Here is a 24,601-nt window from a genome sequence, read left to right as displayed (position 1 = left end):
CGCAGGATCCTGCAATGCTTGAATTTCCGCGCTGGAAGTACTTCCTGATTCTGATCGTTCTGGCGGTCAGCGCGCTGTACGCGCTGCCCAATATCTACCAGAAGGATCCGTCCGTTCAGATCACCGCCAACCGTGGTGGGCAGATTGATGATGCGCTGCAAGAGCGCGTCAGCAAGTCGCTGAGCGAGGCCGGTGTTACCGCCAAGTCGGTGGAGAAGGAGGGCGAGAACAACCTGATCGTCCGTCTGACTTCGCTGGACGCCCAGTCGCGCGCCAATGAGGTGCTGCGCGAGACGGCCGGCGAAAACTACACCGTCGCCCTGAACCTGGCCTCGACCGTTCCGGATTGGCTGGCCAATCTGGGCGGCAAGCCAATGGTGCTGGGTCTGGATCTGGTCGGTGGCGTGCACTTCGCATTGCAGGTGGACCAGAAGGCTGCGGTGGACAAGCGCTTCGAAGCCTTCACCGAAGACGTGCGTACCACCCTGCGTGACAACCGCGTCTCCTACCGTTCGGTTGAGCGTCGTGGCGAAAGCGATATCGCCATCGCCCTGACCAACGCAGCCGATGCCGACAAGGCACGTGCGGCCCTGGCCAAGGCGCAGCCAACTTTCAGCTACTCGGTAAGTGGTGATCGGATCACCGCAACCGTGCCGCAGGCGGAAATGCTGCAGATCGCCTCCGGCGCCATCGAGCAGAACCTGACCACCCTGCGTAACCGCGTCAACGAACTGGGCGTGGCCGAGCCGATCATCCAGCGTCAGGGCGAAGACCGCATCGTGGTCGAGCTGCCGGGCGTGCAGGACACGGCCGAAGCCAAGCGCATGATCGGTGCCACCGCGACGCTGGAATACCGCGCCGTGGTCGATGGCAATGCCGAAGATGCCGCCAGCACTGGCCGCATCCCGCCGGAAGCCAAGCTCTACCGCGACCGCGCCGGTCGCCCGGTGCTGTTGAACAAGCGCACCATCGTCACCGGTGACCAGATGGTCAAAGCTGCAACCTCCACTGACCAGAACGGCTTGCCGTCGGTCAGCGTGACGCTGAACAGCGTCGGCGGCCAGCGCATGTTTGATTTCACCAGCGCCAATGTCGGCAAGCCGATGGCCGTGGTCTACACCGAGCGGATTCCGCAGGTGACCATGGTCAATGGTGTGGAGCAGCGCAGCTTCCGGGTCAAGGAAGAAGTGATCTCCGTCGCCAACATCAACGGTGTGTTCGGCAAGGAATTCCAGACCACCGGTCTGGAGAAGACCGAAGCCGACGGCTTGGCCAAGCTGCTGCGTGCCGGCTCGCTGGCTGCGCCGATGGACTTCGTCGAGGAATACGTGATCGGCCCGAGCCTGGGTAAAGAGAACGTGGACCGCGGCGTCAAGGCCGTGGTGTTCTCGTTCATTTTCACCCTGGTGTTCTTCGCCATCTACTACCGCATGTTCGGCGTGATCACCTCGGTGGCACTGCTGTTCAACCTGCTGATCGTGGTGGCGGTGATGTCGATGTTCGGCGCGACCATGACCTTGCCGGGCTTTGCCGGCCTGGCCTTGTCGGTCGGCTTGTCGGTCGACGCCAACGTGCTGATCAACGAACGTATCCGTGAAGAGTTGCGACTGGGCATGCCAGCCAAGAAGGCGATCGCGGAGGGCTACGAGCGCGCCTCGGGCACCATCCTCGACGCCAACCTGACGGGCTTGATCGTCGGTGTGGCGCTGTACGCGTTCGGTACCGGCCCGCTGAAGGGTTTCGCGCTGACCATGATCATCGGTATTTTCGCCTCCATGTTCACTGCGATCACCGTATCGCGTGCGCTGGCGACGCTGATCTACGCCAAGCGCAAGAAGCTGACCTCCGTGGCCATCTGACGCGAACCTCTTCGCAGAAGCCCGCACCTGACCGGTGCGGGTTTTCCAAGGAACTCCTTGCATGAAACTGTTTCCACTTCACATCGTTCCGAACGACACCAACATCGACTTCATGAGTCACCGCAAGCCGGTGCTCGCGATCATGGTGGTGTTGTTGCTGGCCTCGTTCGCCATCATCGGCTTCAAGGGCTTCAACTACGCCCTCGAGTTCACCGGTGGCACGGTGGTGCGTACTCACTTTGAAAAGAGCATCGACGCCGACACGGTGCGTGAGCGTCTGGAAAAGGCCGGCTTCGACAATGCCCAGGTGCAGAGCGTCGGTGGCGGCAATGACCTGATGATCCGCCTGCCGCCAGAAGGTGAGCACAACAATGCTGCCGATGCCGCGCAGCAGGTTGCCGAGAAGGTTCGCGTTGCGGTGACCGCGGCGGACAACGTCGCTACCGTGCAGCCGGGCGAGTTCGTCGGTCCGCAGGTCGGCAAGGACCTGGCGATGAACGGCATTTACGCCACGCTGTTCATGGTCATCGGCTTCCTGATCTACATCGCCGCCCGCTTCGAATGGAAATTCGCCATCGTCGCCAGCGTCACCGCGTTCTTCGACCTGATCCTGACCATCGCCTATATGTCGCTGGTTGGCCGCGAGTTCGACCTGACTGTGTTGGCCGGTATGTTGTCGGTGATGGGTTTTGCCATCAACGACATCATCGTGGTGTTCGACCGTGTGCGCGAAAACTTCCGCAGCCTACGCGTGGAGCCGCTGGAAGTGCTGAACCGCTCGATCAACCAGACGCTGTCGCGTACGGTCATCACCGCGGTGCTGTTCTTCCTGTCCGCACTGGCGCTGTACATGTTCGGTGGCGAGTCGATGGAAGGCCTGGCCGAAACCCACATGGTCGGCGCTGTGATCGTGGTCATCTCCTCGATCATCGTGGCCGTGCCGCTGCTGAGCATTGGTCCGTTCAAGGTCACCAAGCAGGATCTGCTGCCCAAGGCCAAGGACGAGGAAGAGCTGGCCCGTCGTCCCTGACGGAACCGCACTGCCTCGCTGAAAAGCCGCGCCCTGCGCGGCTTTTCTTTTGCCCGCAATCCGAGCGGGGGCAGGGCGGTCCATGCGGTGGCGTTGGTTGTTTTCGATGCGGCAGCGCACTACGATCCTTCCGGTTCAGCGCGCAAACTGCTTGTGCTGCTGTCTTCTGTTTAGCCAACCGAGGTTTTCATGGTCATCAAACCGCGTGTGCGCGGCTTCATCTGCGTCACCACCCATCCGACTGGTTGCGATGCGGCGGTCAAGGAACAGATCGATTACATCAAGGCCCAGCCCAAGCTGGCCAACGGCCCGAAGAAGGTGCTGGTGCTCGGTGCCTCCACCGGTTACGGTCTTGCCGCGCGCATCAAGGCTGCGTTCGGTAGCGATGCCGCCACCCTGGGCGTGTTCTTCGAACGCCCGGGCAGCGAGACCAAGCCGGGTACGGCGGGTTGGTACAACACCGCTGCGTTCGAGAAGTACGCACACCAGGCCGGCCTGTATGCGCGCAGCGTCAATGGCGATGCGTTCTCCGACGAAGTGAAGCAGAAGGTCATCGAGATCATCAAGGCCGATCTGGGCCAGGTCGATCAGGTGGTCTACAGCCTCGCCGCGCCGCGTCGCAAGCACCCCAAGACCGGCGAGATCATCAGCTCCACGCTGAAGCCGATTGGCGCGCCGATCACCTTGCGTGGCTTGGACACCGACAAGGAAGTGCTGACCGAAACCACGTTGCAGCCGGCAACCGCCGAGGAAATCGCCGGCACCGTGCAGGTCATGGGTGGCGAAGACTGGCAGATGTGGATCGACGCACTGCTGGAGGCGGGCGTGCTGGCCCCGGGTGCCACCACTACTGCATTCACCTACGTGGGCGAAGAGATCACCCAGGCCATTTACTGGAATGGTTCCATCGGTGCTGCCAAGAAGGATCTGGACGCCAAGGTGCTGGCCATCCGCGACAAGCTGCAGGGGCTGGGCGGCGATGCGCGTGTGTCGGTGCTGAAGGCGGTTGTGACCCAGGCCAGCTCGGCGATCCCGACCATGCCGCTGTATCTGTCGCTGCTGTTCAAGGTGATGAAAGAGCAGGGCACGCACGAAGGCTGCATCGAGCAGCTCGATACCCTGTACGACATTCTGTACAACGGCCCGCAGGGCGGCGCCAACGCGGCCGAGCATATCCGCCAGCAGCTGCAGGATGCGCAGGGCCGTGAGATCGCGCTGGTGGACGGTGAAGGCCGCCTGCGTGCGGACTACAAGGAAATGGCGCCGGAAGTGCAGAGCAAGGTGCTGGAGCTGTGGCCGCAGGTGACCAATGAGAACCTGTACGAGATCAGCGACCTGGCCGGTTACAAGGCCGACTTCCTGCGCCTGTTCGGGTTCGGCATCGACGGCGTGGATTACGAGGCCGATGTGAATCCGGATGTGGCTATTCCGGGGATTGTTGAGGTCTGATTTTTTGCGATTTTATGTGTGAGAAGGCCGCGCTTTGCGCGGCCTTCTTTTTTGCATCTCTAGCTAGGAGCTTCCCCTCACCCCAACCCCTCTCCCGCTGGCGGGAGAGGGGCTCGGATCGCCTCGGCTGCTAGTGCACTGCGAACCCAAGCATTGCTAGCCCCTCTCCCGCCAGCGGGAGAGGGGTTGGGGTGAGGGCAGCTTCTAGCGCGAAACGTCAGAACGCAGCCCAATCACCCATCAACCAAACTCAAAATCCATCTGAGCCGTCGGCGGCCCGACAAAATCGCCTTCCACGTAATCCACGCCGGCACTGAACAACAAGCTCATCGTCGACGCGTCCGCCACGAACTCGGCGATGGTCAAGATGCCAGCAGACTGCGCCTTGGTGGTGATTTCCTGGGTCTTCTCCAGCTGTTCCTTGGCCAGCGCCGGATCAGCGGTGAAGGCACTGTCCAGCTTGAGGAAGCCCGGCTGGAAATGCGCCAACAGCTGGAACGAATCCAGCCCAGAACCAAACTGCTCCAGGCCAACCTTGCAGCCCAGTGCAGTGACATCTGCCAGGAACTGTTGCGCGTTGCGCAGGTTGGTAAATACCTTCGCCTCGGGAATCTGCAGCCACAACTGCGCGCCTTCCACGCCTTCGGCTTGCAGGCCGTTGCGGATCACCGTCAGCAATTCGGGGTCGGAGAACGACTCCGGGGTGATGCGCACCATCAGGTGTGTGCGGTGACCGCCGCGGCGGCGTTCGCCCAGCGCGCGGATGGCGTTGGCCACCACCCAGCGGTTGATCGGCGCCAATAACTCATGTTCCTGCGCGATCGGCAGGAAGCTGGGAGGACCCACCATCTCGCCATTGTTTTCCATCTGCAGCGAGGTGTCGTACAGCTGGATCGGCTCGCCCATCAGGTTCAGCACGGGGCGGAAGCGCAGATGGAAGCCATCACCAGCCACGGCCTGGCGGATGCGCTGTACCCAGCTCTGGATACGCTCTTCCTCGACGCGGTCGGCCGCGCCCGGGTCGAATACCTTGACGGTATTGCCGCCCAGTTCGGTGGCAGCGCGTGCGCAGTCATTGGCGCGGTTCAGGACCTGACCAACGCTGGCGATCTTCTCGCCCACCTGCACGCCGCCGATGCTGACGGTGACAGTGGCCGAGCGCTGGCCGATGCTGAATACCGACGAGGCAAAAGCGCCGCGTACTCGTTCAGCCATCTGCGACGTATGTGTGTAGTCGCCCTCGGTAAGCAGGGCGAAGTTGTGTTCGCCAAAACGCGCCAGCTGCGCGTCTTCGCCAATGGCCTGGGCCAGCTTCTGGCCGAGGGCTGCAATCAATGCGTCTGCTGAATCCAGTCCGATATCGGGCAGCAGGCGTGCATAGTGATCCGGCTCGACCAGCAGGAAGCCGTACTGGCCATCGCTGCGCCCAACCTGGGCGACGGCTTTCTCCAGCTGCACCATGAAGGTCGGGCGGTTGAGCAGGCCCGTGACCTGGTCGCGCTGACGCAGGGCCTCCACTTCGCGTGCCAGCTCCGGGTCGAACTCTTCGCGGCGGCGGAATACGATCTGGAAGCAGCTCTCATCTTCATACGTGGCGGCAGTGAACTCCATCGTCGCCGGGAAGGTATCGCCGTCCTGGTTGCGCGCGTGCACTTCGTACTGCGGTGGCGGCGCTTCGCCCTTGCTCAGGGACTTGAGCAGCTGTTTGAAGTTCTCCACATGCTGCGGGGCTACCATGTCCAGCAGCGAGATGCCTTCCACATCCTCGAACGACTCGAATCCGAACATGTCCAGATAGGCTTCGTTGGCGCGGATGTGCATGCCTTCGTGAATGTAGGCGATGGGATCGCGCGAGGACGAGATCAGTGCGTCGCAGCGACGCTCGGTCTCGCGCATCTGTGCTTCGATCCGGCGCAGGCCGCGACGTGCCTGCAGGTCGGTCCATTCGGTCTGCACCACCGACAACAGGTGATCCGGCTGATGGCGCAGCGCGATGGCGCGGATGCCATTGGCGGCCGAATCCAGCAGCATCTGTGCATCGATGCTGTCAGTCAGCAGGATCATCGGAATGTCCTTGCCGCTGGCCGCGACCTGCTGGGTCAGCAGCAACTGCGGGATGGCGTAAGAGTTGGCCGCCAGCACCAGATCGATGGGCTGGCTCAGCGCCTGGCTCAGCTCGTCGGGGCTTTGCGGCCGCGACGGGCGTACTGCGATACCGCTGTTGCGCAAGGTGCTGACGATGGCCTCGGCGTTTTCGGCACTGTCGTCAACGATCAGCAAGCGCAAGGTGATGTCTTTGGCGTTCTGCATTCAGGACTCCCGGGGGACGGGGTTTAATACACGATGCACGGCGCTGGCGTCTATGCGCAGATCGCTTGCCTGTGACGTACTCCCGTGAGTGTAGTCTCAAGGTCGGCTTCAGGCCGTCGTCGCCACCGGCCGCAGCGCAATCAGCAGGTGCTGCACCCGGCCGTGTGACGGTTTTCATGCTTCGATGGATCCATTTGCTGAACCCGCTTACACGGCCATGCCGGCGGCGCGCCCGGAGGCCCAGGCCCATTGGAAGTTGTAGCCGCCCAGCCAGCCGGTCACGTCCAGTACCTCGCCGACAAAGTGCAGGCCCGGCACCAGCTGCGATTCCATCGTCGATGACGACACCTTGCGCGTATCCACGCCGCCCAGGGTGACCTCGGCGGTGCGGTAGCCCTCGGTGCCGCTGGCCACCAGCGGGAAGTCGGACAACAGGCTGGCGGCGGCTTTGAGTTCGGGCTCGTCCATCTGCCGCATCGGCTTGTCCTTCAGCCATTGCTCGCACAGGCGCAGGGCCAGTCGGCGTGGCATGACCTCCGACAGCACGGTGCGCAGCTCGGAGGCGCCGCGTTCGCGCTTCATCTGCCGCAGCCATTCAGCTGCATCGTGATCGGGCAGCAGGTCCAGCCGCAGGTCGTTGCCGGGCTGCCAGTATGAGGAGATCTGCAGGATCGTCGGGCCGCTGACGCCGCGATGGGTGATCAGCATGGAATTGCGGAAGCTCTGGCCGTTGCAGCGCGCCTCCACCGGCAGGGCAACGCCGCTGAGCTCGGCAAAGCGCTCCTGGTGGGTGCCGCTGAGGGTCAGGGGTACCAGACCGGCGCGGGTCGGCAGCAGTTCATGGCCGAAGTTGCGCGCCACCTCGTAACCGAAGCCGCTGGCGCCCATGCTGGGGATCGACAGTCCGCCGGTGGCGATCACCACCGAAGCGCTGTGGAAATACCCCTGCGCGGTGCGTACGTGGAAGCCATCGGCACCGCGCTCGATCTGCTGCACGCCGCAGTCGGTGCGGATCTGCACGCCTGCATCGGAACACTCGTCCAGCAGCATCTTTACGATCTGCTTGGACGAGATATCGCAGAACAGCTGGCCCAGCTCTTTCTCGTGATAGGCGATGGAGTGGCGCTCGACCATCTCGATGAAGTCGGCTGGCGTGTAGCGCGCCAGCGCCGATTTGCAGAAATGCGGGTTGTTCGAAATGAAGTTCGCTGCGGTGGTGCCGGTATTGGTGAAGTTGCAGCGGCCACCGCCGGACATCAGGATCTTCTTGCCAACCTTGTTGGCATGATCGATCACCTGCACGATACGGCCGCGCTGGCCGGCGGTGAGCGCACACATCAGCCCGGCCGCGCCTGCGCCGATCACCAGTACGTCGCAGCGGATTAGCTTGTCTGCCACTACTGCTTACTCCGCCGGACGCTTGCGCCAGACCGGGATCACGTCCAACTGGATCTGATCATTGAGGATCTGCACCTCGCCATCCTGGATCAGCACGCTGAAGCGCATTGCCCGCTGCACCAGTTCACCCCAGCGTTCGACAAACGCGGACGGCAGATCGACCACCGACAGGTTGTTGAAGCGGGTCAGGTGCTTGCTCTGCTTCTGCCACCAGATATCGGAGGCATTGCCGCCGTAGTTGACGATCTGCACGCGGCGGCTGCGGTTGCAGGCCTTGCGCACGCGTGATTCGTCCGGGTGGCCCAGGTCGATCCATTGCTCGATATCGCCGGTGTAGTCCAGCTGCCACAGGTCCGGTTCGTCCTCGCTGCTCAGGCCCTTGCCGAACTCCAGCCGGTCCTCGGCATTGAGGGCGAAAGCGAGCAGGCGCACCATCAGGCGCTCGTCGGTTTCGGAGGGATGCTGGGCCAGGGTCAGGTTATGGGTCGCGTAGTAGCCGCGGTCCATGTCGCTGATCTGCAGCTCGGCCTTGCGGATGGTGGCGGTGAGGGCCATGGGAATACCGGGTACAAAGACCGCCCATCATAATGCCTTGCCCCGCAACGGACCCGCCCCGACGTGCTTGATCATGATCTGCCCAGCCGCCTGCAGCTAGCGCCAGGCCCGTGGACCAGCCTGCTGGAGGGTTTGTGCGCGCGGTTTCCGGCGGTAAGCCAGGCGCAATGGCTGGGCCGGTTCGCGCGCGGGCGGGTGCTGGGCGGCGATGGCCAGCCGCTGTTGCCGACGCAGCCTTGGAGGGCAGGGCAGGAGATCCAGTACTTCCGCGAGGTTGCTGATGAGCCGGAAGTGCCGTTCGCCGAGCAGATCCTGCATCAGGACGAGCATCTGCTGGTGGCCGACAAGCCGCATTTCCTACCGGTTACCCCGGCCGGTCGCTTTGTGCGCCAGACCCTGCTTGCACGTCTGATCGCCAGCACCGGCAATCGCGAACTGGTGCCGCTGCACCGGATTGATCGCGGTACCGCCGGCCTGGTGTTGTTCTCCTGCAACCCGGATACGCGTGCTTCGTATCAACGGCTATTCGCCGAGCGACGCATCGACAAGGGCTATGAGGCCTTGGCTCCAGCCTTGCCAGCGCTGGAGTTTCCGCTGCGGCGCAGTAGCCGCATTGGCCGCGGCGAGCCGTTCTTCCGCATGGCTGAGCTGGCGGGCGAGACCAATGCGCTGAGCCGGGTGGATGTCATCGAGCGCCGTGATGATGTCTGGCGCTATGCGCTGGAGCCCGTGAGTGGGCGCAAGCACCAACTGCGCGTGCATATGGCGGCGCTGGGTGCACCGATTCTAGGTGACGACTTCTATCCGCAACTGATCGAGCGTGCGCCGGATGACTATCGGCAGCCACTGCAATTGTTGGCACGCCGCTTGGCCTTCATTGATCCCCTCAACGGCCAGCAGCGGGAATTCCGCAGTGCGCGTGCGCTGGTGTGAGCTTCAGCGCCGCTGCGCGAGCCAGCGGTCGAGCTGGGCGGCGAAGGCTTGGCGGTCGCGCGCATGCAAGGTCGCCGGGCCGCCGGTCTGAACGCCTGCACCACGCAGTTCTTCCATGAAGTTGCGCACCGACAATCGCTCGGCGATGGTATTGGCGGTATAGAGCTCCCCGCGCGGATTCAGGGCGACGGCGTTTTTCTCCAGAACACGCGCTGCCAGCGGAATGTCCTGGGTAACGACCAGGTCGCCGGGGTTGACCCGCTCGGCGATGGCATCGTCGGCAACATCCGGCCCGCCCGGCACCTGCATGGCACGGATGAAGCGCGAGGGTGGGGTGCGCAGCCATTGGTTGGCGACCAGCACGGTTTCGACCTTGGCCCGTTCGGCGGCGCGAAACAGGATTTCCTTGATCACCACGGGGCAGGCATCGGCATCGACCCAGATCCGGGTGGGTGAAGGAGTGGCGGAAACGGCGTCTTCAAGGCTCATGCCGCGCAGTCTATTGGATTTTCGGACTTTGCTGGTTTCGGGCTATCGTCAGAAAATTGACTATTTTCAGCAACTTAATAGACGAACTGAATCAAATTGGGTTTCTGAATACGGTAATTATCGCTTTTTGGAACAAAGCGGCGTATTGTCCATCCCACTGTGCTTGCAAGGGTCACCGTGAATCGTGGCCTGATGCAGTTGATCTTCTTGATCGGCTCATCGATCCGCTTTACCAACGCCTGCAACTCAGTCTCGGCCCCGATACCCGGTGGCCGCGATTATTTCAACTTATGTTTCAGGAGTTAGTACATGTCTGATCGTCAGACCGGCACTGTCAAGTGGTTCAACGACGCTAAGGGCTTCGGCTTCATCACCCCGGAAAGCGGCCCGGACCTGTTCGTGCATTTCCGCGCCATCCAGGGCAACGGCTTCAAGTCGCTGCAGGAAGGCCAGAAGGTGACTTTCGTCGCCGTGCAGGGCCAGAAGGGTATGCAGGCTGACCAGGTGCAGGCGGTCTAATCGACCCCTTGCTACCGTAAGGTTGCTTGGAACGCCGGAAGCGAAAGCTTCCGGCGTTTTTATTTGTGTTTTCGCATCGGGCATCGCCTCGCACTGACGCTGCGTTCTGCGGTGTTGGCTAGGATGTGGTCTCGTGTCGATTGAAGGAAGTTGGAGCTAGCGATGATCACGGTGCACCATCTGGAACAGTCGCGCTCGCAGCGCGTGCTGTGGATGTTGGAAGAACTCGGTCTGGCCTACGAAGTGGTCAGCTACAAGCGTGATCCCAAGACCTGGTTGGCACCAGCAGAACTGCGCAAGGTGCATCCGCTCGGCAAGTCGCCGGTACTACAGGACGGGGCGCTGATCCTGGCCGAATCAGGGGCCATCCTCGAATACCTGGCCGACCGTTACGACCCGGAGCGCAAGCTGTCGCCGCAGCCGGTGCCGGTAGAAGCGCCTGAGCGCCTGCACTATCACTACTGGATGCACTACGCCGAAGGCTCGGCGATGCCGCCGCTGGTGATGAGTCTGGTGTTTGCCAAGGTGCGCAAGGCGCCGCTGCCATTTTTCGCCAAGCCGATCGCCCACAGCATCGTCGACAAGGTGATGAAGACCTTCATCAGTCCGCAGCTGCGCCTGCACCTGGGCTGGATGGAGCAGGCTTTGGGCCAATCCACCTGGTTTGCCGGCGAGCATTTCAGTGCGGCTGACATCCAGATGAGTTTTCCTATCCAGGCGGCGGCAGTCCGCGCCGGTCCCATGACCGACTACCCGAAGCTGCAGGCCTTCCTGGCGCGTATCGTCGAGCGACCGGCCTATCAGCGGGCCGAGCAGCGCGGTGGTGCCTTGGATCTTATCGGCGGCGCGCGCTGAGTATGGCGGGGCGAGCTTGCAGCATGGCCCGTCAGCCCCCACGTTGAGACGATGAACGTCACGCCCCCGCAATTTGATAACCGCTTCCAGCGCGAGCTGCCCGGCGACCCCGAAACCGGCGCGCGCCGCCGCGAGGTAGTGGGAGCCGCATGGTCAGCAGTAATGCCGACGCCGGTTGCCGCGCCGCGCTTGTTGGCGCATTCGGCCGAGGTCGCAGCGCTGCTTGGCTTTGACGCAGCAACCGTTGCCAGCCCGGAATTTGCCGAGGTAGTCGGTGGCAACGCCTTGTTTGCGGGCATGCAGCCGTGGGCGGCCAACTACGGCGGCCATCAGTTCGGCCATTGGGCCGGGCAGCTCGGCGATGGTCGCGCCATCTCCCTGGGTGAGTTGCTGGCTGACGGCAAGCGCTGGGAGCTGCAGCTCAAAGGTGCTGGCCCAACCCCGTATTCGCGCGGTGCTGATGGCCGCGCGGTGCTGCGCTCGTCGCTGCGTGAGTTCCTGTGCTCCGAAGCCATGCACCATCTCGGCGTGCCTACCACCCGTGCACTGAGCCTGGTCGGCACCGGTGAGTCGGTGATGCGCGACATGTTCTACGACGGCCATCCGCAGGCCGAGCCCGGCGCGGTGGTGTGCCGGGTCGCACCTTCGTTCATCCGCTTTGGCACATTCGAGCTGCCGTCGGCGCGCGGTGATGTCGCGCTGCTGCGGCAACTGGTCGATTTCTGCATTGCCCGTGATTACCCCGAGCTGCAGGGCAATGGCGAGGCGCTGTATGCCGACTGGTTTGCGCAGGTCTGCACGCGTACCGCGGTGATGGTGGCGCAGTGGATGCGGGTCGGTTTCGTACACGGCGTGATGAATACCGACAACATGTCCATTCTTGGTTTGACCCTGGATTACGGCCCTTATGGCTGGGTCGAGGACTACGATCCGGACTGGACGCCGAACACCACCGATGCGCAGGGCCGCCGCTACCGCTTTGGTACGCAGATGCAGGTGGCGTATTGGAACCTGGTGCGGCTGGCGCAGGCGTTGTCGCCGCTGTTTGCCGAGGTGGCCCCTTTGCAGGCTGGATTGGATGGCTTCCGTGAACGCTATGAAGCCGAAGAGCGTGCGCATCTGGTCGCCAAGCTCGGCCTGGGTGAATTCCGCGACGGCGACGCCGAGTTGATGACGCAGTTCCAGCAGTTGCTGCAGGAAGGCGAGATGGACATGACGCTGGCGTTCCGCGCCTTGGCGGCCATTGATATCGACGCGCCGGGGATCTCCCCGCTGGAGCAGGCCTTCTACTCGCCAGCTGCCCGCGAGCAGGTGCTGCCGGCACTGATCGACTGGTTGCAGCGCTACGCCGCGAGGGTCCGGGACGCTGGGCAGTCGTCGCAACAGCGCCTTGATGCCATGCAGGCTGCAAATCCCAAGTATGTGCTGCGCAACTGGCTGGCCCAGCAGGCCATCGACCGTGCCGAACAAGGCGATCTGGCCGGAATCACGGACTTGCTTGACGTGATGCGGCATCCTTACGACGAACAACCCGGGCGCGAGGCATTTGCCGACAAGCGTCCGGAATGGGCGCGCGACCGCGCCGGCTGCTCGATGCTGTCGTGCAGCTCCTGAGCACTTTCTTCTTGAATGACTGATATGACCACCTCTGCCTACCCCGAATGGTCGCGCCCGATCCGCGACATCGCCGACTTCCCCAAGCCCGGCATCCTGTTCAAGGACATCATCCCGCTGCTGGGTGATGGCGCCTGCTTCCGTGCCGCCGTCCAGGCCATGGCCGAGCCGTGGCGCGATGCCGGCCTGCATGCGGTGCTTGGTGTGGAGGCGCGCGGCTTCATTCTTGGTACCGCATTGGCCCTGGAGCTGGGCGTGGGTTTCGTGCCGGTGCGCAAGCCGGGCAAGTTGCCGGGCGCGACGCTGAAGCAGGAATACGCGCTGGAGTACGGCACTGATCGCATCGAAGTCAGCGTCGGCGCAACCCCGCCGGGTGCGCGCGTGCTGCTGGTCGACGACGTGCTGGCTACCGGTGGCACCTTGCTTGCTGCCTTGCAGCTCGCCGCCCAGCTTGAGGCACACGTCCTTGGTGGCGCGGTGCTGGTCGAACTGGATGGCCTTGGTGGCCGTGAGCGCTGGCCTGCTGGCCTGCCGCTGACCGCTACACTGGTTTACTGAGCGCCTGATCCACCCCCAATTCGCGGAGTCCCGGATGCCGACGTTGAGTGAGCTGCTGTCTTCCTTCGATGGTGAACAAGGGCTGCTGCTCCCTGACAGTTGGCGCCAGGGCCGCACGGCTTACGGTGGTGTGCTCAGTGCGTTGGGCGTGGCTGCAGCAATGCAGAGCCACGCATCAGCGCTGCCACCGCTGCGCTCGATGCAGGTGACCTTCATAGGGCCGGCAGCTGGCCAGTTGCGCTTTGAGCCGGCGGTGCTGCGTGAGGGCAAGTCGGTGGTGAATATTGGTGTGGACGTGTACTCCGACGAGGCGTTGGCGGCACGCTTGTCATTGGTGTTCGGTCGCGCCCGTGAAAGCGCGGTTGCGCATGATTTCGCTGGCGAGCTGCCGGCCAACGGTCCCGCCGCGTACCGCGACTTCGATATGGCGGCGATGCCGTTCGCGCCGGCCTTCACCCAGAACTTCCAGATGCGTCCTGCCGGTGGCGCGATGCCGGTGTCGGCTGCGGAGATTCCGGAGTTGCTGACCTGGATTCGCCACCGGGATGCCAGTGGAGTGGATCCTGCCGTGGCTCTGATCGCGATGGGCGATGCGATGCCGCCGGCAGCGTTCACCAGCTTCAGCGCTCCTGCACCGATAAGCTCCATCACCTGGAACGTAGAGCTGCTTGAGCCAGCGCCGCAGGGCGAGTGGTTCCTGCTGCGTTCTTTCAGCCAGCATGCGCGCGACGGTTATTCATCGCAGGACATGCAGGTCTGGGATGAGCAGGGCCGGGTGGTGATGCGCGGCCGCCAGAGCGTGGCGGTGTTCGCCTGATGCGTGCCATGCGTGTGTTGGGTGGACTGGCGTTGCTGCTGGCGATGCTTGGCTGGACTGCGTGGTTCGTCATCTGCAATGTCTATGAGTTCTCGCTCGCCTTGGACCCGCTGGCGTTTGCCTGTGGCTGGTTGCTGAGCGCGTTGTTGGCTTGGCGCGTTTTTCGCAGCGGTTTTCGCCGTGTTGCCTGGCCGTTGTATGCGCTGGCGACCTGCATCGGCGTGTACCTGCTGCTGATCCATCGCGGCATGGGCGAGACCGCCGCGCTAGCGCTGTTTGTCGCAGCCAGCGTGGCGATTGTTGCCGCGGCGTTCCGGGTGACGCTGCGCGCTCGCGCGGCCTGAAGCCGGTTCAACGCGTCAGCCGGATGTCCCCTTCGGCGAGCGCCTGCTGCAGGAAGGCCAACACTGCCGGGCCGCTTTCCCGGTCGGCGCGGGCATAGCCTTCGGCAGTGCCGCCCACCGGGATGTAAGGGCCGGTGTCGCTGCGGAAGGTGGTGGGCTGCAGGAAGGGTGTGATCAGGTGGCCGGCGTCCGAGTAATACAACAAGGCGTCTGGTTGCGGCGCACTGCGACGCTTCAGGCGTTGCATCGCCAACGCCGCCATCTCTCCGGAAACACCGAGCTGGTCGTCACCGCCAGCGACCAGCAGTAGCGGGCCGTTGATGCGTTCGATGGGGAGCATTGCCCGCTCCAGCGCCGCAGCATGAGGACCGGGCTGGTTCCAGTTGTGTTGTTCCACATAGGGCAGGAACGGCAGATCGCGGCCACCGACGCTCAAGGCGGGCTCATCGACGGCGCGGAAGTCAGCCGGCGGCACATCACGGCGGATGCCGCGGAATGGCGCGGGACTGCCTACCCACGACACCGCAGCCTGCAGGCGCGGATCATGTGCGGCGGATGCCATCGCTACGATGCCACCCCAGGAACCGCCCATCACGCCGACCTTGCCGGCAAAGGGCTGGGTACGCAGCCAGTCGACCGTGTTGCTGACCGGGTCGATCGGTACGCGGATCAGATCCTTGGGCAGCCCCGGCATCCGGTAATAGGCAACGGCGACTGCAACAAAGCCGTTGGATGCCAACCAGGCTGCATACAGATTCGCGGTGTCGATGCCGCCTTCAGCGCCGCCGAGGGTGATCACGACAGGGTGTCGGCGGCCATCCTCCAGCGCACCAGCGGGGTGATAAAGGTTGCCGACCACGCCATGCAGCTGCAAAGGCGTGGCAACAACGTTGGCTGCATTGATCCGCCGCAGCAAGGTCTGTTGCCCGATCCGTTTGCCATCGACGAAAGCCTCCAATTGCATCGTTGCTGGCGCATGGCGCAGGCCGTCGGCTTCATTGCGCATGGGCAGTGGCGTGGGTCGACCCTTGCCCGATTCCGGCCGCATCGACCAGAACAGCCCCATTGCATCGACACCTGCGTAGCTGCCAGCCTCGGCGCCGGCAGTGGCGGTATCGGCAATGCCGTTGTGATCTGCGCGGTAGTTGGCGTGCGCCAGCCAGCGGCTACCACTGCTGTCCTGCATGGAAAGCTGCAGCTTCACGGCTTGGCTTGGCAGTAGCCCGGCAACGCTGATCTGCACCGGTTGATCGGCTGGACCGTCCACGGGATGTACGCGCAGTTCGGCGGCAAAGGCCAGGGAGCTGCAGCTGAGCAGCAGCGGAAGCAGGAGATGCTTGAGCATGGGTGTTGTGAACGAGGAGCGGCCCGCGATGTTGCCGCTGCTGGAAGTGCAACGGAACAAGTGGACGCCACCAATGGCGCAGGCCGTGCCGGGTGTGGCATGAGCCGTGCGTATCAGCCGGCCTTACCCATCTTCGCTTCGAACGCGTCGCGGTGCAGCCGGCTCAGCGGCAGTTGAGTGCCATCCAGGAGTTCCAGCGTCGCATCGCCATTGCGGCGTGGCAGCAGACAGCGCACCCGTGCGCAATTGACGATTACCGCGCGCTGCACCTGCACGAAGCCAGCCGGCGCCAACTGCTCGGCGAGCCGGCCAATGCTCTCGCGCAGCAGGTGCACCTGCTTGCCGACATGCAGGCAGGCGTAATGGCCGGCGCTGTCGATGTAGTCGATGTCGGTGGGGGACACGTAGTCGCTGCGGCCGCCGTTGCGGATGCATAGCGGTGCCAGCGGGTTGATGGTCTCGCGTGCCAGATGCCTGCGCAGCCGATCCAGCGCGATGGCGAGCCGGTTCGCATCCAGTGGCTTGGGTAGATAGTCGACCGCGCCTAGTTCGTAGGAGGTCAGCGCATGTTCCGCATGGGCCGTGGTGAAGATGATCGCCGGCGCAGGCGCAGGCGCGGGCAGGCTGCGCGCCAGTTGCAGGCCATCTTCGTCGGGAAGCTCGATATCCAGCAACAACAGCTCGACCTGCTCGGTAGCCAGCAGCGAACGGGCCAGGGCGATGCTGGGCGCCTCGCCGACTATCTGGATATCCGCATGCGCGCCCAGCAGGTGGCGCAGCTTTTCGCGGGCCAGTGCGACGTCGTCGATCAGCAGGGTGCGGATCATGCGGTGGGCTCGCTGCTGGCAAGCGGTAGCCGGATGCTGACCTGGAAGTGCGCACCGTCGCGTTGCGCGTGCAGCGTGGCATGCTCGCCGTAGATTGCCTGCAGGCGTTCGCGGCTGGCTTGCAGGCCAATCCCCATGCCGGCGGCCGCGTCGCCAAGCGGGTTGCGGATCTGCAGGTGAAGCAGATCATCGCGCGATTCGAACTGCAGGCTGATCGTGGCGTCGTCCGTGTCCGAGGTGCTGGCGAAGCGCACGGCGTTCTCGATCAATGGCTGCAACAGCAGGCTGGGCACGCGCGCATCCCATGCATCGGCGCTGGCCTGCAGTTGCACCTGCACCGGCTGTTGCTGCAGCAGTCGCTGCAGTTCGATGAAGGTCATCGCCTGCGCCACTTCCTCGCGCAGGGCGACGAAGGGTTCGCTCTGCAGCAGGTTGCGTAACAACTCACCCAGCTGCGCCAAGGCAGCGTCAGCGCGCTCGGCGTCGCGATAGCCAAGTGCGCCGATGGCGTTGAGTGCGTTGAACAGGAAATGGTGATTCAGGCGTGCTCGCAAGGCTTGCTCGCGCGCCTGCGCCAGCAGCTCGCCACGGCGGCGATAGCGTCGGATATAGGTCAACGCTTGGCCGATGCCGATGACAGCAACATAGGTTGGGAGCGCGAACAGGCTGGTGGCGATAACCGCATGCAGCCAGTTGTCGGGCAGCGTGCGTGGCAGCGCCAGTTGCGAGAGGCAGTACCCAAACAGCCAGCCAATCAGCGACAGCGCAGGAATGATGCAGATGCCGGCGGCCAGCAGCTTGCCCGCCGCTTTGAGGTCGCTGCCCATGCCCAGCGGCCAGCGCGCGCACAGCTGCCATAGCCACGGTGTCGCCAGCAGCCACAGGCTGTGGATGCCAAGCAGGAACAGCAGGGAACGCATCAGCTCGACAGGAGCCAGACTACCGGCTGCGGGTCCGGTCAGTTGTACCGCTGGCAAGGTGACCAAGGTCAGCAGCAGCCAACCCGCACATGCTGCACGCCACGGGAATGCCGTGGCGTGCGTATCACCCGCAATGCTGGAAGAGCTGGTGTCGGGCAGGGAAGACATATCCGTGTTCAAGCGCCGGGCTGGGCCGGCGCCTGCTTACATCTTGCGAACGCGGAAACGCTTGCCCTTGATCTTGCCGGCTTCCAATCGTGCCAAAGCCTTGCCAGCCTGCTCACGGGCAATGGCCACATAGGAGCGGGTGGGGAAGATGTCGATCTTGCCAATCGCCTTGGCCGACAGCCCGGCATCACCGGTCAGTGCGCCAAGGATATCGCCAGCACGCAGCTTGTCGGTCTTGCCGCCATCGATGCGCAGGGTGGTCATCGCCGCCTGCGGCAGCTCTGCCGGACGCGAGGTTGCCAGGGGGGTCTTCTGCCAGTTCAGCGGCTTGCCCTGCTGGGCTTCCAGTGCATCGGCGCGATTGCGCTCGCGGCCGGCAACCAAGCTCAATGCCAGGCCGTTGCGGCCGGCACGGCCGGTACGGCCTACGCGGTGCTGGTAGGTGTCGATGTCAGTCGGCAGCTCGTAGTTGACCACGGCAGCCAGGTCTTCCACGTCCAGGCCGCGTGCGGCCACGTCACTGGCGACCAGCACGTTGCAGCTGCGGTTGGAGAACTGCATCAGCACTTCGTCGCGGTCGCGCTGTTCCATGTCACCGTGCAGCGCCAACGCCGAGAAGCCGAACTGGCGCAGCGAGTTGGCCACTTCGTCGACGTCCTTGCGGGTGTTGCAGAACACCACCGCCGACTCCGGCGTGTACTTCAGCAGCAAGCCGCCCAATGCCTTCTGGCGGTTGGCCGGCTCGGTTTCGAAGAACAGCTGCTGGATGGCCGGGGCTTCGGCCTGGCCATCGACAGTGACTTCAGCCGGCTCGTTGAGCAGGGCGCGGGCCAGTTCGCGGATCGCTTCCGGGAAGGTGGCCGAGAACAGCAGGCTCTGGCGTTCCTTGTGGGTGCGGCCGGCGATTTCGCGGATCGGCTCTTCGAAGCCCATGTCGAGCATGCGGTCGGCTTCATCCAGCACGAAAGTGCGGACCTGACCCAGGTTCAACGCGCGCTTGCGCGCCAGTTCCTGCACGCGGCCGGGGGTGCCGACCACCACCTGCGGGTCATGCGCTTCCAGCGAGGCCAGCTGCGGGCCCAGCGGCATGCCGCCGGTGAGGATCAGCAGTTTCAGGTTGGGGATGCCGGTGGCCAGCTTGCGCAGCTGCTTGCCGACCTGGTCGGCCAGTTCGCGGGTAGGGCACAGCACCAGCGCCTGGGTGCGGCTGATCGACAGGTCAAGCCGGTTGAGCAGGCCCAGGCCGAAGGCGGCGGTCTTGCCGCTGCCGGTCGGTGCCTGCGCGATCACGTCGCGGCCTTCCAGGATTGGCGGCAGGGCCAACGCCTGTACCGGCGTCATCGAGGTATAGCCCAGCGCGTCGATGCCAGGAGCGAGTGCCGGCGACAGCGGCAGGGAAGAGAAGTCAGTCATGCCATATTTTCGCAGAAGCCGGCCGGCGGCGCTTGCCATCCTGAATGGGTAGCACCGCAGGCTTCATCCAGCGGCCAAGGGGAGGCTTCACCCCTTGCGATTATTGGTGGCAGGTTTGCTCTTGGGTGTGACGGTCTTGGTCCCGGATGGGCGCTGGTAAACGAAGGGATAGGGCACGGCGGGAGCCTCTGGCAAGCCCGCGCGCCATTGTTCGAGCACGTTTACCACCGTCCTGCCGTTCTTGAACTGCGGTTCGGAGGGGAGCTCGCCCTGCTCCTTCTCGCGGCGGCGGACGGTGCCTGCAGCCAGTGTGTAGGCGTGGGCGAAGTCATTGGTGGTGTTCAGGGCCTCGACCAGGAAGGCGCGGCCAAACCAGGTGGCGCTGTCGGTATTGCCGCAGCCAAAGGATGGGCGGTCCTTGCGCGCGGCGGTGATCACCATGCGCTGCGGAGACATCAGTGCCGGTACGAAAGCGCCCGAGAAACAGGCCGAGACCACGATCACCGCATTGCCGATCTGGGCTTGATCCAGCATCCGCGCGAGCTGTGCCGGTGCCAGATAGTCTTCCTGGTCGCGGCCGGTGTGCAGGTAGACGCTATTGTCATGCAGGCCGTGGCTGGTCAGGTAGAGGAACAGCACGTCTTCATTCGGATCCAGCTTGTGCCCGAGCCCGTTCAGCGCATGGCCGATGCTGTCGGCGGTAGCCAGAACCTGCGGTGGGCCGCCATGGCCCAGGGCGGGCCGGTTGACCAGACTGATCATGCGGCCTTCGGCACCCCAGCGCTTGGCCGACAGCTCGCGCAGATAGGCGACCTCATTGGTGAAGACATCTTCGTCGGTATCACCGGCCACGCCGAGCACGTAGATATCGGTCACGCCCGGGCGCTGGGCAGGCAAGCCCGCCAATGCGGCGTCCAGCATCGTGAGTTGGCTGCCTTCGAGTTTGGGTGTGGTGGCTTGCCGCTCGGGTGCTGCGGCGGCGCCAGCGAGTGCAGGCCATGCCGCACAGGCCGTCAGCAATACGCTTGCAATGGCTTTGACCAGCCGAGAAGGGGAATGCTGCGAGCTGCGTTGGGCTGCCATTGCCGTTATCCATGACGGTGGGTATGGCGGCAAGGTCGTGTCGACCGTGCTGCATCCAGTGGCTGCCAGCAGGCAGCCTTGATGGCTATGGTGCCGGAGTTGAAGCCTGGATGCGTAGTGGACTGCTGGAGGATGTCTGGAGCGCGCGCTGCAGCCGGGCAAATGCCGTCAGGGCTATTTCCCATCGGTCGGGTTGATGCTCAGTCCGGCTGCAATGACCAGCCATAGGCCAGTGCGGACTTCTTCCTGAGGTTCTCAAGCTGCTCGGCAGCATTGATGGCGCTGTTGGCGCGGTAGACCAGGTCTTCCAGCCTGCACAGGATGCTGGCCTGCTCATCATCGTCCGGCACCACTTCGACGATCCTGTCGACAAGCTGATGCATCTCCAGCAGCTTCTGCTTGCGCTCGTATTCGCCAAGCGAGGTGGCGTCCTGCACGACCTGCTGCGCCAGAACATCGAAGTGGTCACGCAACTTGTCGTAGTCCATACAGCACCTGGTGCGATGGCGGACAGCCAAGAGTCTGTAATGGTGCTGTCGGGGGTACCCTTACATCAATGAGGGATACACCTCACTGAGACTAGGATTTATCTGACAAGGCCGTATGTCGAAGAGGGCTGGACGGGTGCCAAAGGGCGCTTGAATCGCCAACCAGGCGTGCGCCGATATCGACGTGAGGGTCGTGTGGATGGGCCGATCTGGGCGGCTTGTCTGGTCGACCAAGATCGGTGCTGTCTTACGGTGTGATCGCGTAGATGTAGAAGTCGTTGTCTCGCGCCCACCCGAGACCCTCATAGAGTCTTTGCGCTGGAACGTTGTCCTTTGCGGTCTGCAGCTCAATGCGTCCAGCGCCAAGTTCCTTTGCAACAGAAACAGCAGCAACCATCAGTTTTCTGGCTGCGCCCAGGCGGCGAGCGTCTGGAGATACGAACAGGTCGTAGAGAACGTAGCTCTTCGTAGCTCCAACGGAATCGAACAGCGGATAGAGTTGGGTGAAACCGAGAAGATGGCCTTCGGAACCAGCGGCAACCAGGATCAGGGAAGATCCCTCCCGCAGGCGGGCACCAATGAACTCGCGGGCCAAGCCGGGATTGGAAACTTGACCATAGAACCGCCGGTATTGATCAAAGAGCGAGGCGACGGGCTCCATGTCAGCAGCAGTGGCTGGGCGAACGGAAATTCCCATTTTCTATTTCCTTGCGATTGGTTCTGATGGCTTCGACGGTGACTAAGCTGACAGCTCGAAGAGCGGACAATGCAACCGATCATCTGCGCGTAGCAAGAACAGGTCATGGTGCGACTCGATCCAGATCCAAGCAAGCTACAGGTGCTGTGTGCACCATCTCCGACGACGGGCGGCACGGCAGCAGCTATCTGGTAGCTTGCTTGCATGAGACCACCATACGAGGACATTCAAGATCGCGCTCCGGTGTGGGATCAACTGCAGAATTTCTGGATGGACACTGATCCGTCGATTTTGCTTGCAGACATTACTCGCGCCTGCGCGATGTCCAAGTACTCGCTTGAAGAACTGGAAGCCATCTTTTGGAACGAAGTGCGCCCTGCCGTTTCATTCAACATCGCGATGCTTCCTGCGCCCGAGTGGGCCGGATTCGAGATCGACTGGCTCAAGGCGCGCGTGCTTCGCAAATCCCGGTTCGGCAAACCCTTGCCTCGCAAATGGCTGTATCCATACTCGGCAAGCTGGTGGTGCAAGCTCAGCGCCGGCATTGTCCAGCACAGAAGTGACGAGCGTGCGCGCAGGTGAGGCATTCAAACCAACGGCGCTTTCCAGTGAATCTGAGTGGGCGCCCGTCGTTGGACTGGCATTGAACTGTGGGGAGTCGACAATCCGGCTCTGTAGCCCATAGCAACTGTGGTCGGCACTCCAACCTGTAGCCGCATCGAACGATCTTGTGCGGCTGAGGACCAAGGCAAGGCGCTCAGGACGCAAGGCGCCTTCGATTTATGGGCAACTTGCAAAGATCTGGGGAAGCTGGGCTAATCTCGGCCTGCCAGTAAGGAACTGGCGCAATGACAAGGACAGCACCATGTTGAAGTCTCGCAGGAAGATTGCTTGTTTGCTTCTGGGCTTGAGCCTCTTGGGAATTGCAGGAACGGCAGCAGCCTTCACGATCCAGATCGGTGGAGTTTGGTACGTGTGTGGTCTCACTGGCTGTAAGCCTTACGGCACGACGCAACCACCCGCACCGGGTTGATGGGATAGTAGGTAGAAACGGAGAGCCACCTTTGGTGGCTTTTCTTGTTTGGGCGCCCGTTGAATGGCATGCCGACTGGCGCATATTGCGATCCAGTCAGCCACCAGCCGACATCGGGAGTGACGTAAGCGGGATGCGCCGCCCATTCCTGCCTCATCTCCCTGGGCCATGGCGGGTGTGAGGTCCGGCTGTAGGGCCAGCCGTTGGGCTCGCGAACCTCGATGCGAGCTGGTGCTCGGTGATGGGTGGCCGGAAGCCCAGCATCTCGTCGAGGATCGTATGGGCGGTGGCATGGAAGCTATGCCCGGCGACAGTACCGTTTTGGTAGCCAGGGTCGATAAGGGGTATGGATTCTGGGAATGTCCTGGATACCCGATGTTGCATCCCGCCGTCTCCAACCGTTCCATCGACTGAAACGTACAAAGGCGCGGAAACAAAAAAGGCCGGAAACCCGTGCTGCTATTGGGTTTCCGGCCTGATCGGGACCTTGACGGTCCATCTAATGGTGGAGGTGGGCGGAATTGAACCGCCGTCCGAAGGCACTCCATCCCCGGCACTACATGCTTAGCTCACCGTTGGGTCTCGTCCTGTGGCAGCACGGTGTGCAAAGCGCACCCCAGGACCAGCCTGTTTTGGTTAAGCCGTGACTGACAGGCAGCCGTCACAGCCGGTTCCGTGATAATGACCCTACATCCACGAGCACGGGCACAAGTGGGTTCGGGGCTTACGCCTTAAGCGGCGAGAGCGTAGTTGTCGTCGTTGGCAACTAGAGTTTTGCAGCTGGATTTACGAGGAAAGCTACCCCCTCGGCATGCGCCAAGCGACTTCACAACCCCCGTCGAAACCAGTGCACCCCCGGTTTAACGTTGATTTGTAACGACTTTTGGGTGAAACGTGACGAAAAGCTGCCAAAAGTCTCGCTGACGGCGTGAATGCTACAGGGAAAAGCCTGAATCGTCACCATCGATGGGGCCGTTCGCTTGGTGCACGGAGCCGCCACCTCTTCTTCGCGGGGGGGGGGGCAGGGGGCCAACAAGGGCGGTCATCACGCTTTGGCTCTCCTCAGCCATGAGGGTGTCGACAGCATGGCGCACCTTGAGGCGCAGCAGCGTGCTGCTAGATCCCCGTGTACTCGGAACAGCCGTGCATGCAGAATAGCTGCGTGTCGCTTTTTTTTCGACTCATGCCCACCGGGCGTGAGAGGTAACTAGGCCTTTTTAAGTGGCTCTATGGACCGTAGCAAAGTTTCTCTCTGGGTACGGCTGCCTGGAAGCCAAGTGTCGGACCTGGTCAGATGTGCAAGTCAAAGGATAGGAGCAAGGAATGAGTCAGGAAGAGCAGACGGAGAATCCCGTTGCTGTGGTCGAAGATGATACTGATGAGGAATCAGTTGAGTACAAATTCGACCTTACGTTCTATGGAGCGGACTATCCCGTTGACGGTTTGGTGAAGCGCCTCAATCAGAAGGACATCATCATTCCTTCGTTTGATCCCGCCAACGAGTTTGCGTTTGAGGTCGAGGCGTTCCAAAGAAAGTTCATTTGGTCGAAGGTTCAATGTGACCGGTTTGTCGAGTCACTATTGCTTGGGTTGCCTGTGCCTGGAATTTTTCTGGTGCAACAATCAGACAAACGCCTGCTCGTTCTCGATGGCCAGCAGCGCCTATTGACAATGAGAGCTTTCTACGAAGGCGTGCTCAATCAGAAGGAATTTGAGCTCAAACACGTGCAGACTCAGTTCAAGGGGAAGGCCTATAAGAATCTGGACGACAATGAACGGCGAACCTTGAGGGTGTCAGAAATTTTGTGTGAGAGGCATACCATGATGCTGCCAAGGAGCATGTATGCCACGCAAGAAGAAGACGCCGGTGGTCACGCCGGCCATTGATCTGCCGAAG

The 24,601-nt window shown here is 62.7% G+C and carries 23 protein-coding genes and 1 other RNA gene; 12 read left to right on the top strand and 12 right to left on the bottom strand.

The genetic code is table 11. From position 1 onward, the window contains the following. The first annotated feature begins 14 nt into the window (after positions 1 to 14). The 3 genes from secD (at position 15) to fabV (ending at position 4,338) form a co-directional block, all read left to right on the top strand. Complete coding sequence (gene secD, locus ACVOLS_RS11200; RefSeq protein WP_481545671.1) at positions 15 to 1,859, top strand: protein translocase subunit SecD; 1,845 nt, start codon at positions 15 to 17, stop codon at positions 1,857 to 1,859. Positions 1,860 to 1,920: 61 nt separating this feature from the next. Beyond that, complete coding sequence (secF, locus tag ACVOLS_RS11195) at positions 1,921 to 2,889, top strand: protein translocase subunit SecF (protein WP_481516205.1); 969 nt, start codon at positions 1,921 to 1,923, stop codon at positions 2,887 to 2,889. A gap of 189 nt (positions 2,890 to 3,078) precedes the next feature. Beyond that, on the top strand, positions 3,079 to 4,338 hold the full coding sequence (gene fabV / locus ACVOLS_RS11190; protein ID WP_481545670.1) for an enoyl-ACP reductase FabV: 1,260 nt from the start codon (positions 3,079 to 3,081) through the stop codon (positions 4,336 to 4,338). A gap of 240 nt (positions 4,339 to 4,578) precedes the next feature. On the opposite strand, the gene ACVOLS_RS11185 is transcribed toward fabV, so the two are convergent. From ACVOLS_RS11185 to ACVOLS_RS11175, 3 genes are all read right to left on the bottom strand, one after another. Beyond that, the gene (locus ACVOLS_RS11185; protein ID WP_481545669.1) at positions 4,579 to 6,648 is read right to left on the bottom strand and encodes an EAL domain-containing response regulator; all 2,070 of its coding nucleotides are present in this window, start codon (positions 6,646 to 6,648) and stop codon (positions 4,579 to 4,581) included. Between the two features lie 207 nt (positions 6,649 to 6,855). Further along, positions 6,856 to 8,046: a BaiN/RdsA family NAD(P)/FAD-dependent oxidoreductase gene (locus ACVOLS_RS11180; protein WP_481545668.1), complete on the bottom strand. Its 1,191-nt coding sequence runs from the start codon at positions 8,044 to 8,046 to the stop codon at positions 6,856 to 6,858. A 6-nt stretch (positions 8,047 to 8,052) separates the two neighbouring features. Beyond that, the gene (locus ACVOLS_RS11175) at positions 8,053 to 8,601 is read right to left on the bottom strand and encodes a YaeQ family protein (protein WP_481508481.1); all 549 of its coding nucleotides are present in this window, start codon (positions 8,599 to 8,601) and stop codon (positions 8,053 to 8,055) included. A gap of 63 nt (positions 8,602 to 8,664) precedes the next feature. Between ACVOLS_RS11175 and ACVOLS_RS11170 the strand changes: the two genes are divergently transcribed. Further along, a complete protein-coding gene (locus ACVOLS_RS11170) occupies positions 8,665 to 9,534 on the top strand; it encodes a pseudouridine synthase (RefSeq protein ID WP_481545667.1) in 870 nt (289 codons plus the stop codon). A 3-nt stretch (positions 9,535 to 9,537) separates the two neighbouring features. Here the strand turns inward: ACVOLS_RS11170 and ACVOLS_RS11165 are convergent, their stop codons facing one another. After that, positions 9,538 to 10,023, bottom strand: coding sequence for a YaiI/YqxD family protein (locus tag ACVOLS_RS11165; RefSeq protein ID WP_481545666.1), 486 nt, complete (start codon positions 10,021 to 10,023; stop codon positions 9,538 to 9,540). A gap of 309 nt (positions 10,024 to 10,332) precedes the next feature. Here ACVOLS_RS11165 and ACVOLS_RS11160 point away from each other — a divergent pair, with 309 nt between their 5' ends. From ACVOLS_RS11160 to ACVOLS_RS11135, 6 genes are all read left to right on the top strand, one after another. Continuing rightward, the gene (locus ACVOLS_RS11160; protein WP_054659637.1) at positions 10,333 to 10,542 is read left to right on the top strand and encodes a cold-shock protein; all 210 of its coding nucleotides are present in this window, start codon (positions 10,333 to 10,335) and stop codon (positions 10,540 to 10,542) included. 162 nt (positions 10,543 to 10,704) lie between these two features. Continuing rightward, positions 10,705 to 11,397, top strand: coding sequence for a glutathione S-transferase family protein (locus ACVOLS_RS11155; RefSeq protein ID WP_481545665.1), 693 nt, complete (start codon positions 10,705 to 10,707; stop codon positions 11,395 to 11,397). A gap of 51 nt (positions 11,398 to 11,448) precedes the next feature. Beyond that, positions 11,449 to 13,011 carry a protein adenylyltransferase SelO gene (locus ACVOLS_RS11150; protein ID WP_481545664.1) on the top strand — a complete coding sequence of 521 codons (1,563 nt, stop codon included), beginning with the start codon at positions 11,449 to 11,451 and terminating at the stop codon, positions 13,009 to 13,011. Positions 13,012 to 13,026: 15 nt separating this feature from the next. Continuing rightward, on the top strand, positions 13,027 to 13,569 hold the full coding sequence (locus tag ACVOLS_RS11145; RefSeq protein WP_481545663.1) for an adenine phosphoribosyltransferase: 543 nt from the start codon (positions 13,027 to 13,029) through the stop codon (positions 13,567 to 13,569). 34 nt (positions 13,570 to 13,603) lie between these two features. Further along, complete coding sequence (locus tag ACVOLS_RS11140) at positions 13,604 to 14,386, top strand: thioesterase family protein (RefSeq protein WP_481545662.1); 783 nt, start codon at positions 13,604 to 13,606, stop codon at positions 14,384 to 14,386. After that, positions 14,386 to 14,730: a hypothetical protein gene (locus ACVOLS_RS11135; RefSeq protein WP_481545661.1), complete on the top strand. Its 345-nt coding sequence runs from the start codon at positions 14,386 to 14,388 to the stop codon at positions 14,728 to 14,730. Before ACVOLS_RS11140 ends, ACVOLS_RS11135 begins: the two co-directional genes overlap by 1 nt. A 7-nt stretch (positions 14,731 to 14,737) precedes the next feature. Here the strand turns inward: ACVOLS_RS11135 and ACVOLS_RS11130 are convergent, their stop codons facing one another. The 7 genes from ACVOLS_RS11130 to ACVOLS_RS11100 form a co-directional block, all read right to left on the bottom strand. Then, on the bottom strand, positions 14,738 to 16,075 hold the full coding sequence (locus ACVOLS_RS11130) for an acyl-CoA thioesterase/bile acid-CoA:amino acid N-acyltransferase family protein (protein ID WP_481545660.1): 1,338 nt from the start codon (positions 16,073 to 16,075) through the stop codon (positions 14,738 to 14,740). A 113-nt stretch (positions 16,076 to 16,188) separates the two neighbouring features. Beyond that, entirely contained in the window at positions 16,189 to 16,902 is a 714-nt protein-coding gene (locus ACVOLS_RS11125; protein ID WP_481545659.1) for a LytR/AlgR family response regulator transcription factor, read from the bottom strand. Further along, on the bottom strand, positions 16,899 to 17,990 hold the full coding sequence (locus ACVOLS_RS11120) for a sensor histidine kinase (protein ID WP_481545658.1): 1,092 nt from the start codon (positions 17,988 to 17,990) through the stop codon (positions 16,899 to 16,901). The genes ACVOLS_RS11125 and ACVOLS_RS11120 overlap by 4 nt, the downstream gene beginning before the upstream one ends. Before the next feature lie 36 nt (positions 17,991 to 18,026). Then, positions 18,027 to 19,403 (bottom strand): ATP-dependent RNA helicase DbpA, encoded by a 1,377-nt coding sequence (gene dbpA, locus ACVOLS_RS11115; protein WP_481545657.1) that lies wholly within the window; start codon positions 19,401 to 19,403, stop codon positions 18,027 to 18,029. 87 nt (positions 19,404 to 19,490) lie between these two features. After that, positions 19,491 to 20,486 (bottom strand): C13 family peptidase, encoded by a 996-nt coding sequence (locus ACVOLS_RS11110; RefSeq protein ID WP_481545656.1) that lies wholly within the window; start codon positions 20,484 to 20,486, stop codon positions 19,491 to 19,493. A gap of 200 nt (positions 20,487 to 20,686) precedes the next feature. Then, positions 20,687 to 20,974, bottom strand: a complete 288-nt coding sequence (locus ACVOLS_RS11105; protein ID WP_481545655.1) for a hypothetical protein — start codon at positions 20,972 to 20,974, stop codon at positions 20,687 to 20,689. Positions 20,975 to 21,221: 247 nt separating this feature from the next. Then, entirely contained in the window at positions 21,222 to 21,671 is a 450-nt protein-coding gene (locus tag ACVOLS_RS11100) for an N-acetyltransferase family protein (protein ID WP_481545654.1), read from the bottom strand. Positions 21,672 to 21,875: 204 nt separating this feature from the next. Between ACVOLS_RS11100 and ACVOLS_RS11095 the strand changes: the two genes are divergently transcribed. Next, entirely contained in the window at positions 21,876 to 22,253 is a 378-nt protein-coding gene (locus ACVOLS_RS11095; RefSeq protein WP_481545653.1) for a DUF7079 family protein, read from the top strand. Positions 22,254 to 23,207: 954 nt separating this feature from the next. On the opposite strand, the gene ssrA is transcribed toward ACVOLS_RS11095, so the two are convergent. Continuing rightward, positions 23,208 to 23,561: a transfer-messenger RNA gene (gene ssrA / locus ACVOLS_RS11090) on the bottom strand. A 466-nt stretch (positions 23,562 to 24,027) separates the two neighbouring features. Between ssrA and ACVOLS_RS11085 the strand changes: the two genes are divergently transcribed. Then, complete coding sequence (locus ACVOLS_RS11085; protein WP_481545652.1) at positions 24,028 to 24,591, top strand: DUF262 domain-containing protein; 564 nt, start codon at positions 24,028 to 24,030, stop codon at positions 24,589 to 24,591. Positions 24,592 to 24,601 lie beyond the last annotated feature (10 nt).

It is taken from the genome of Stenotrophomonas sp. STEN038, from assembly GCF_056759895.1.
The sequence above is the reverse complement of the archived record's forward strand: the minus strand, read 5'-3'. Positions and strand labels throughout refer to the sequence as shown.

Coding starts and splice junctions, on each gene's coding strand:
- secD (WP_481545671.1), top strand. CDS start 15: ATGCTTGAATTTCCGCGCTGGAAGTACTTCCTGATTCTGATCGTTCTG.
- secF (WP_481516205.1), top strand. CDS start 1,921: ATGAAACTGTTTCCACTTCACATCGTTCCGAACGACACCAACATCGAC.
- fabV (WP_481545670.1), top strand. CDS start 3,079: ATGGTCATCAAACCGCGTGTGCGCGGCTTCATCTGCGTCACCACCCAT.
- ACVOLS_RS11185 (WP_481545669.1), bottom strand. CDS start 6,648: ATGCAGAACGCCAAAGACATCACCTTGCGCTTGCTGATCGTTGACGAC.
- ACVOLS_RS11175 (WP_481508481.1), bottom strand. CDS start 8,601: ATGGCCCTCACCGCCACCATCCGCAAGGCCGAGCTGCAGATCAGCGAC.
- ACVOLS_RS11165 (WP_481545666.1), bottom strand. CDS start 10,023: ATGAGCCTTGAAGACGCCGTTTCCGCCACTCCTTCACCCACCCGGATC.
- ACVOLS_RS11160 (WP_054659637.1), top strand. CDS start 10,333: ATGTCTGATCGTCAGACCGGCACTGTCAAGTGGTTCAACGACGCTAAG.
- ACVOLS_RS11155 (WP_481545665.1), top strand. CDS start 10,705: ATGATCACGGTGCACCATCTGGAACAGTCGCGCTCGCAGCGCGTGCTG.
- ACVOLS_RS11150 (WP_481545664.1), top strand. CDS start 11,449: ATGAACGTCACGCCCCCGCAATTTGATAACCGCTTCCAGCGCGAGCTG.
- ACVOLS_RS11145 (WP_481545663.1), top strand. CDS start 13,027: ATGACTGATATGACCACCTCTGCCTACCCCGAATGGTCGCGCCCGATC.
- ACVOLS_RS11140 (WP_481545662.1), top strand. CDS start 13,604: ATGCCGACGTTGAGTGAGCTGCTGTCTTCCTTCGATGGTGAACAAGGG.
- ACVOLS_RS11135 (WP_481545661.1), top strand. CDS start 14,386: ATGCGTGCCATGCGTGTGTTGGGTGGACTGGCGTTGCTGCTGGCGATG.
- ACVOLS_RS11130 (WP_481545660.1), bottom strand. CDS start 16,075: ATGCTCAAGCATCTCCTGCTTCCGCTGCTGCTCAGCTGCAGCTCCCTG.
- ACVOLS_RS11125 (WP_481545659.1), bottom strand. CDS start 16,902: ATGATCCGCACCCTGCTGATCGACGACGTCGCACTGGCCCGCGAAAAG.
- ACVOLS_RS11120 (WP_481545658.1), bottom strand. CDS start 17,990: ATGTCTTCCCTGCCCGACACCAGCTCTTCCAGCATTGCGGGTGATACG.
- dbpA (WP_481545657.1), bottom strand. CDS start 19,403: ATGACTGACTTCTCTTCCCTGCCGCTGTCGCCGGCACTCGCTCCTGGC.
- ACVOLS_RS11110 (WP_481545656.1), bottom strand. CDS start 20,486: ATGGCAGCCCAACGCAGCTCGCAGCATTCCCCTTCTCGGCTGGTCAAA.
- ACVOLS_RS11105 (WP_481545655.1), bottom strand. CDS start 20,974: ATGGACTACGACAAGTTGCGTGACCACTTCGATGTTCTGGCGCAGCAG.
- ACVOLS_RS11100 (WP_481545654.1), bottom strand. CDS start 21,671: ATGGGAATTTCCGTTCGCCCAGCCACTGCTGCTGACATGGAGCCCGTC.
- ACVOLS_RS11095 (WP_481545653.1), top strand. CDS start 21,876: ATGAGACCACCATACGAGGACATTCAAGATCGCGCTCCGGTGTGGGAT.
- ACVOLS_RS11085 (WP_481545652.1), top strand. CDS start 24,028: ATGAGTCAGGAAGAGCAGACGGAGAATCCCGTTGCTGTGGTCGAAGAT.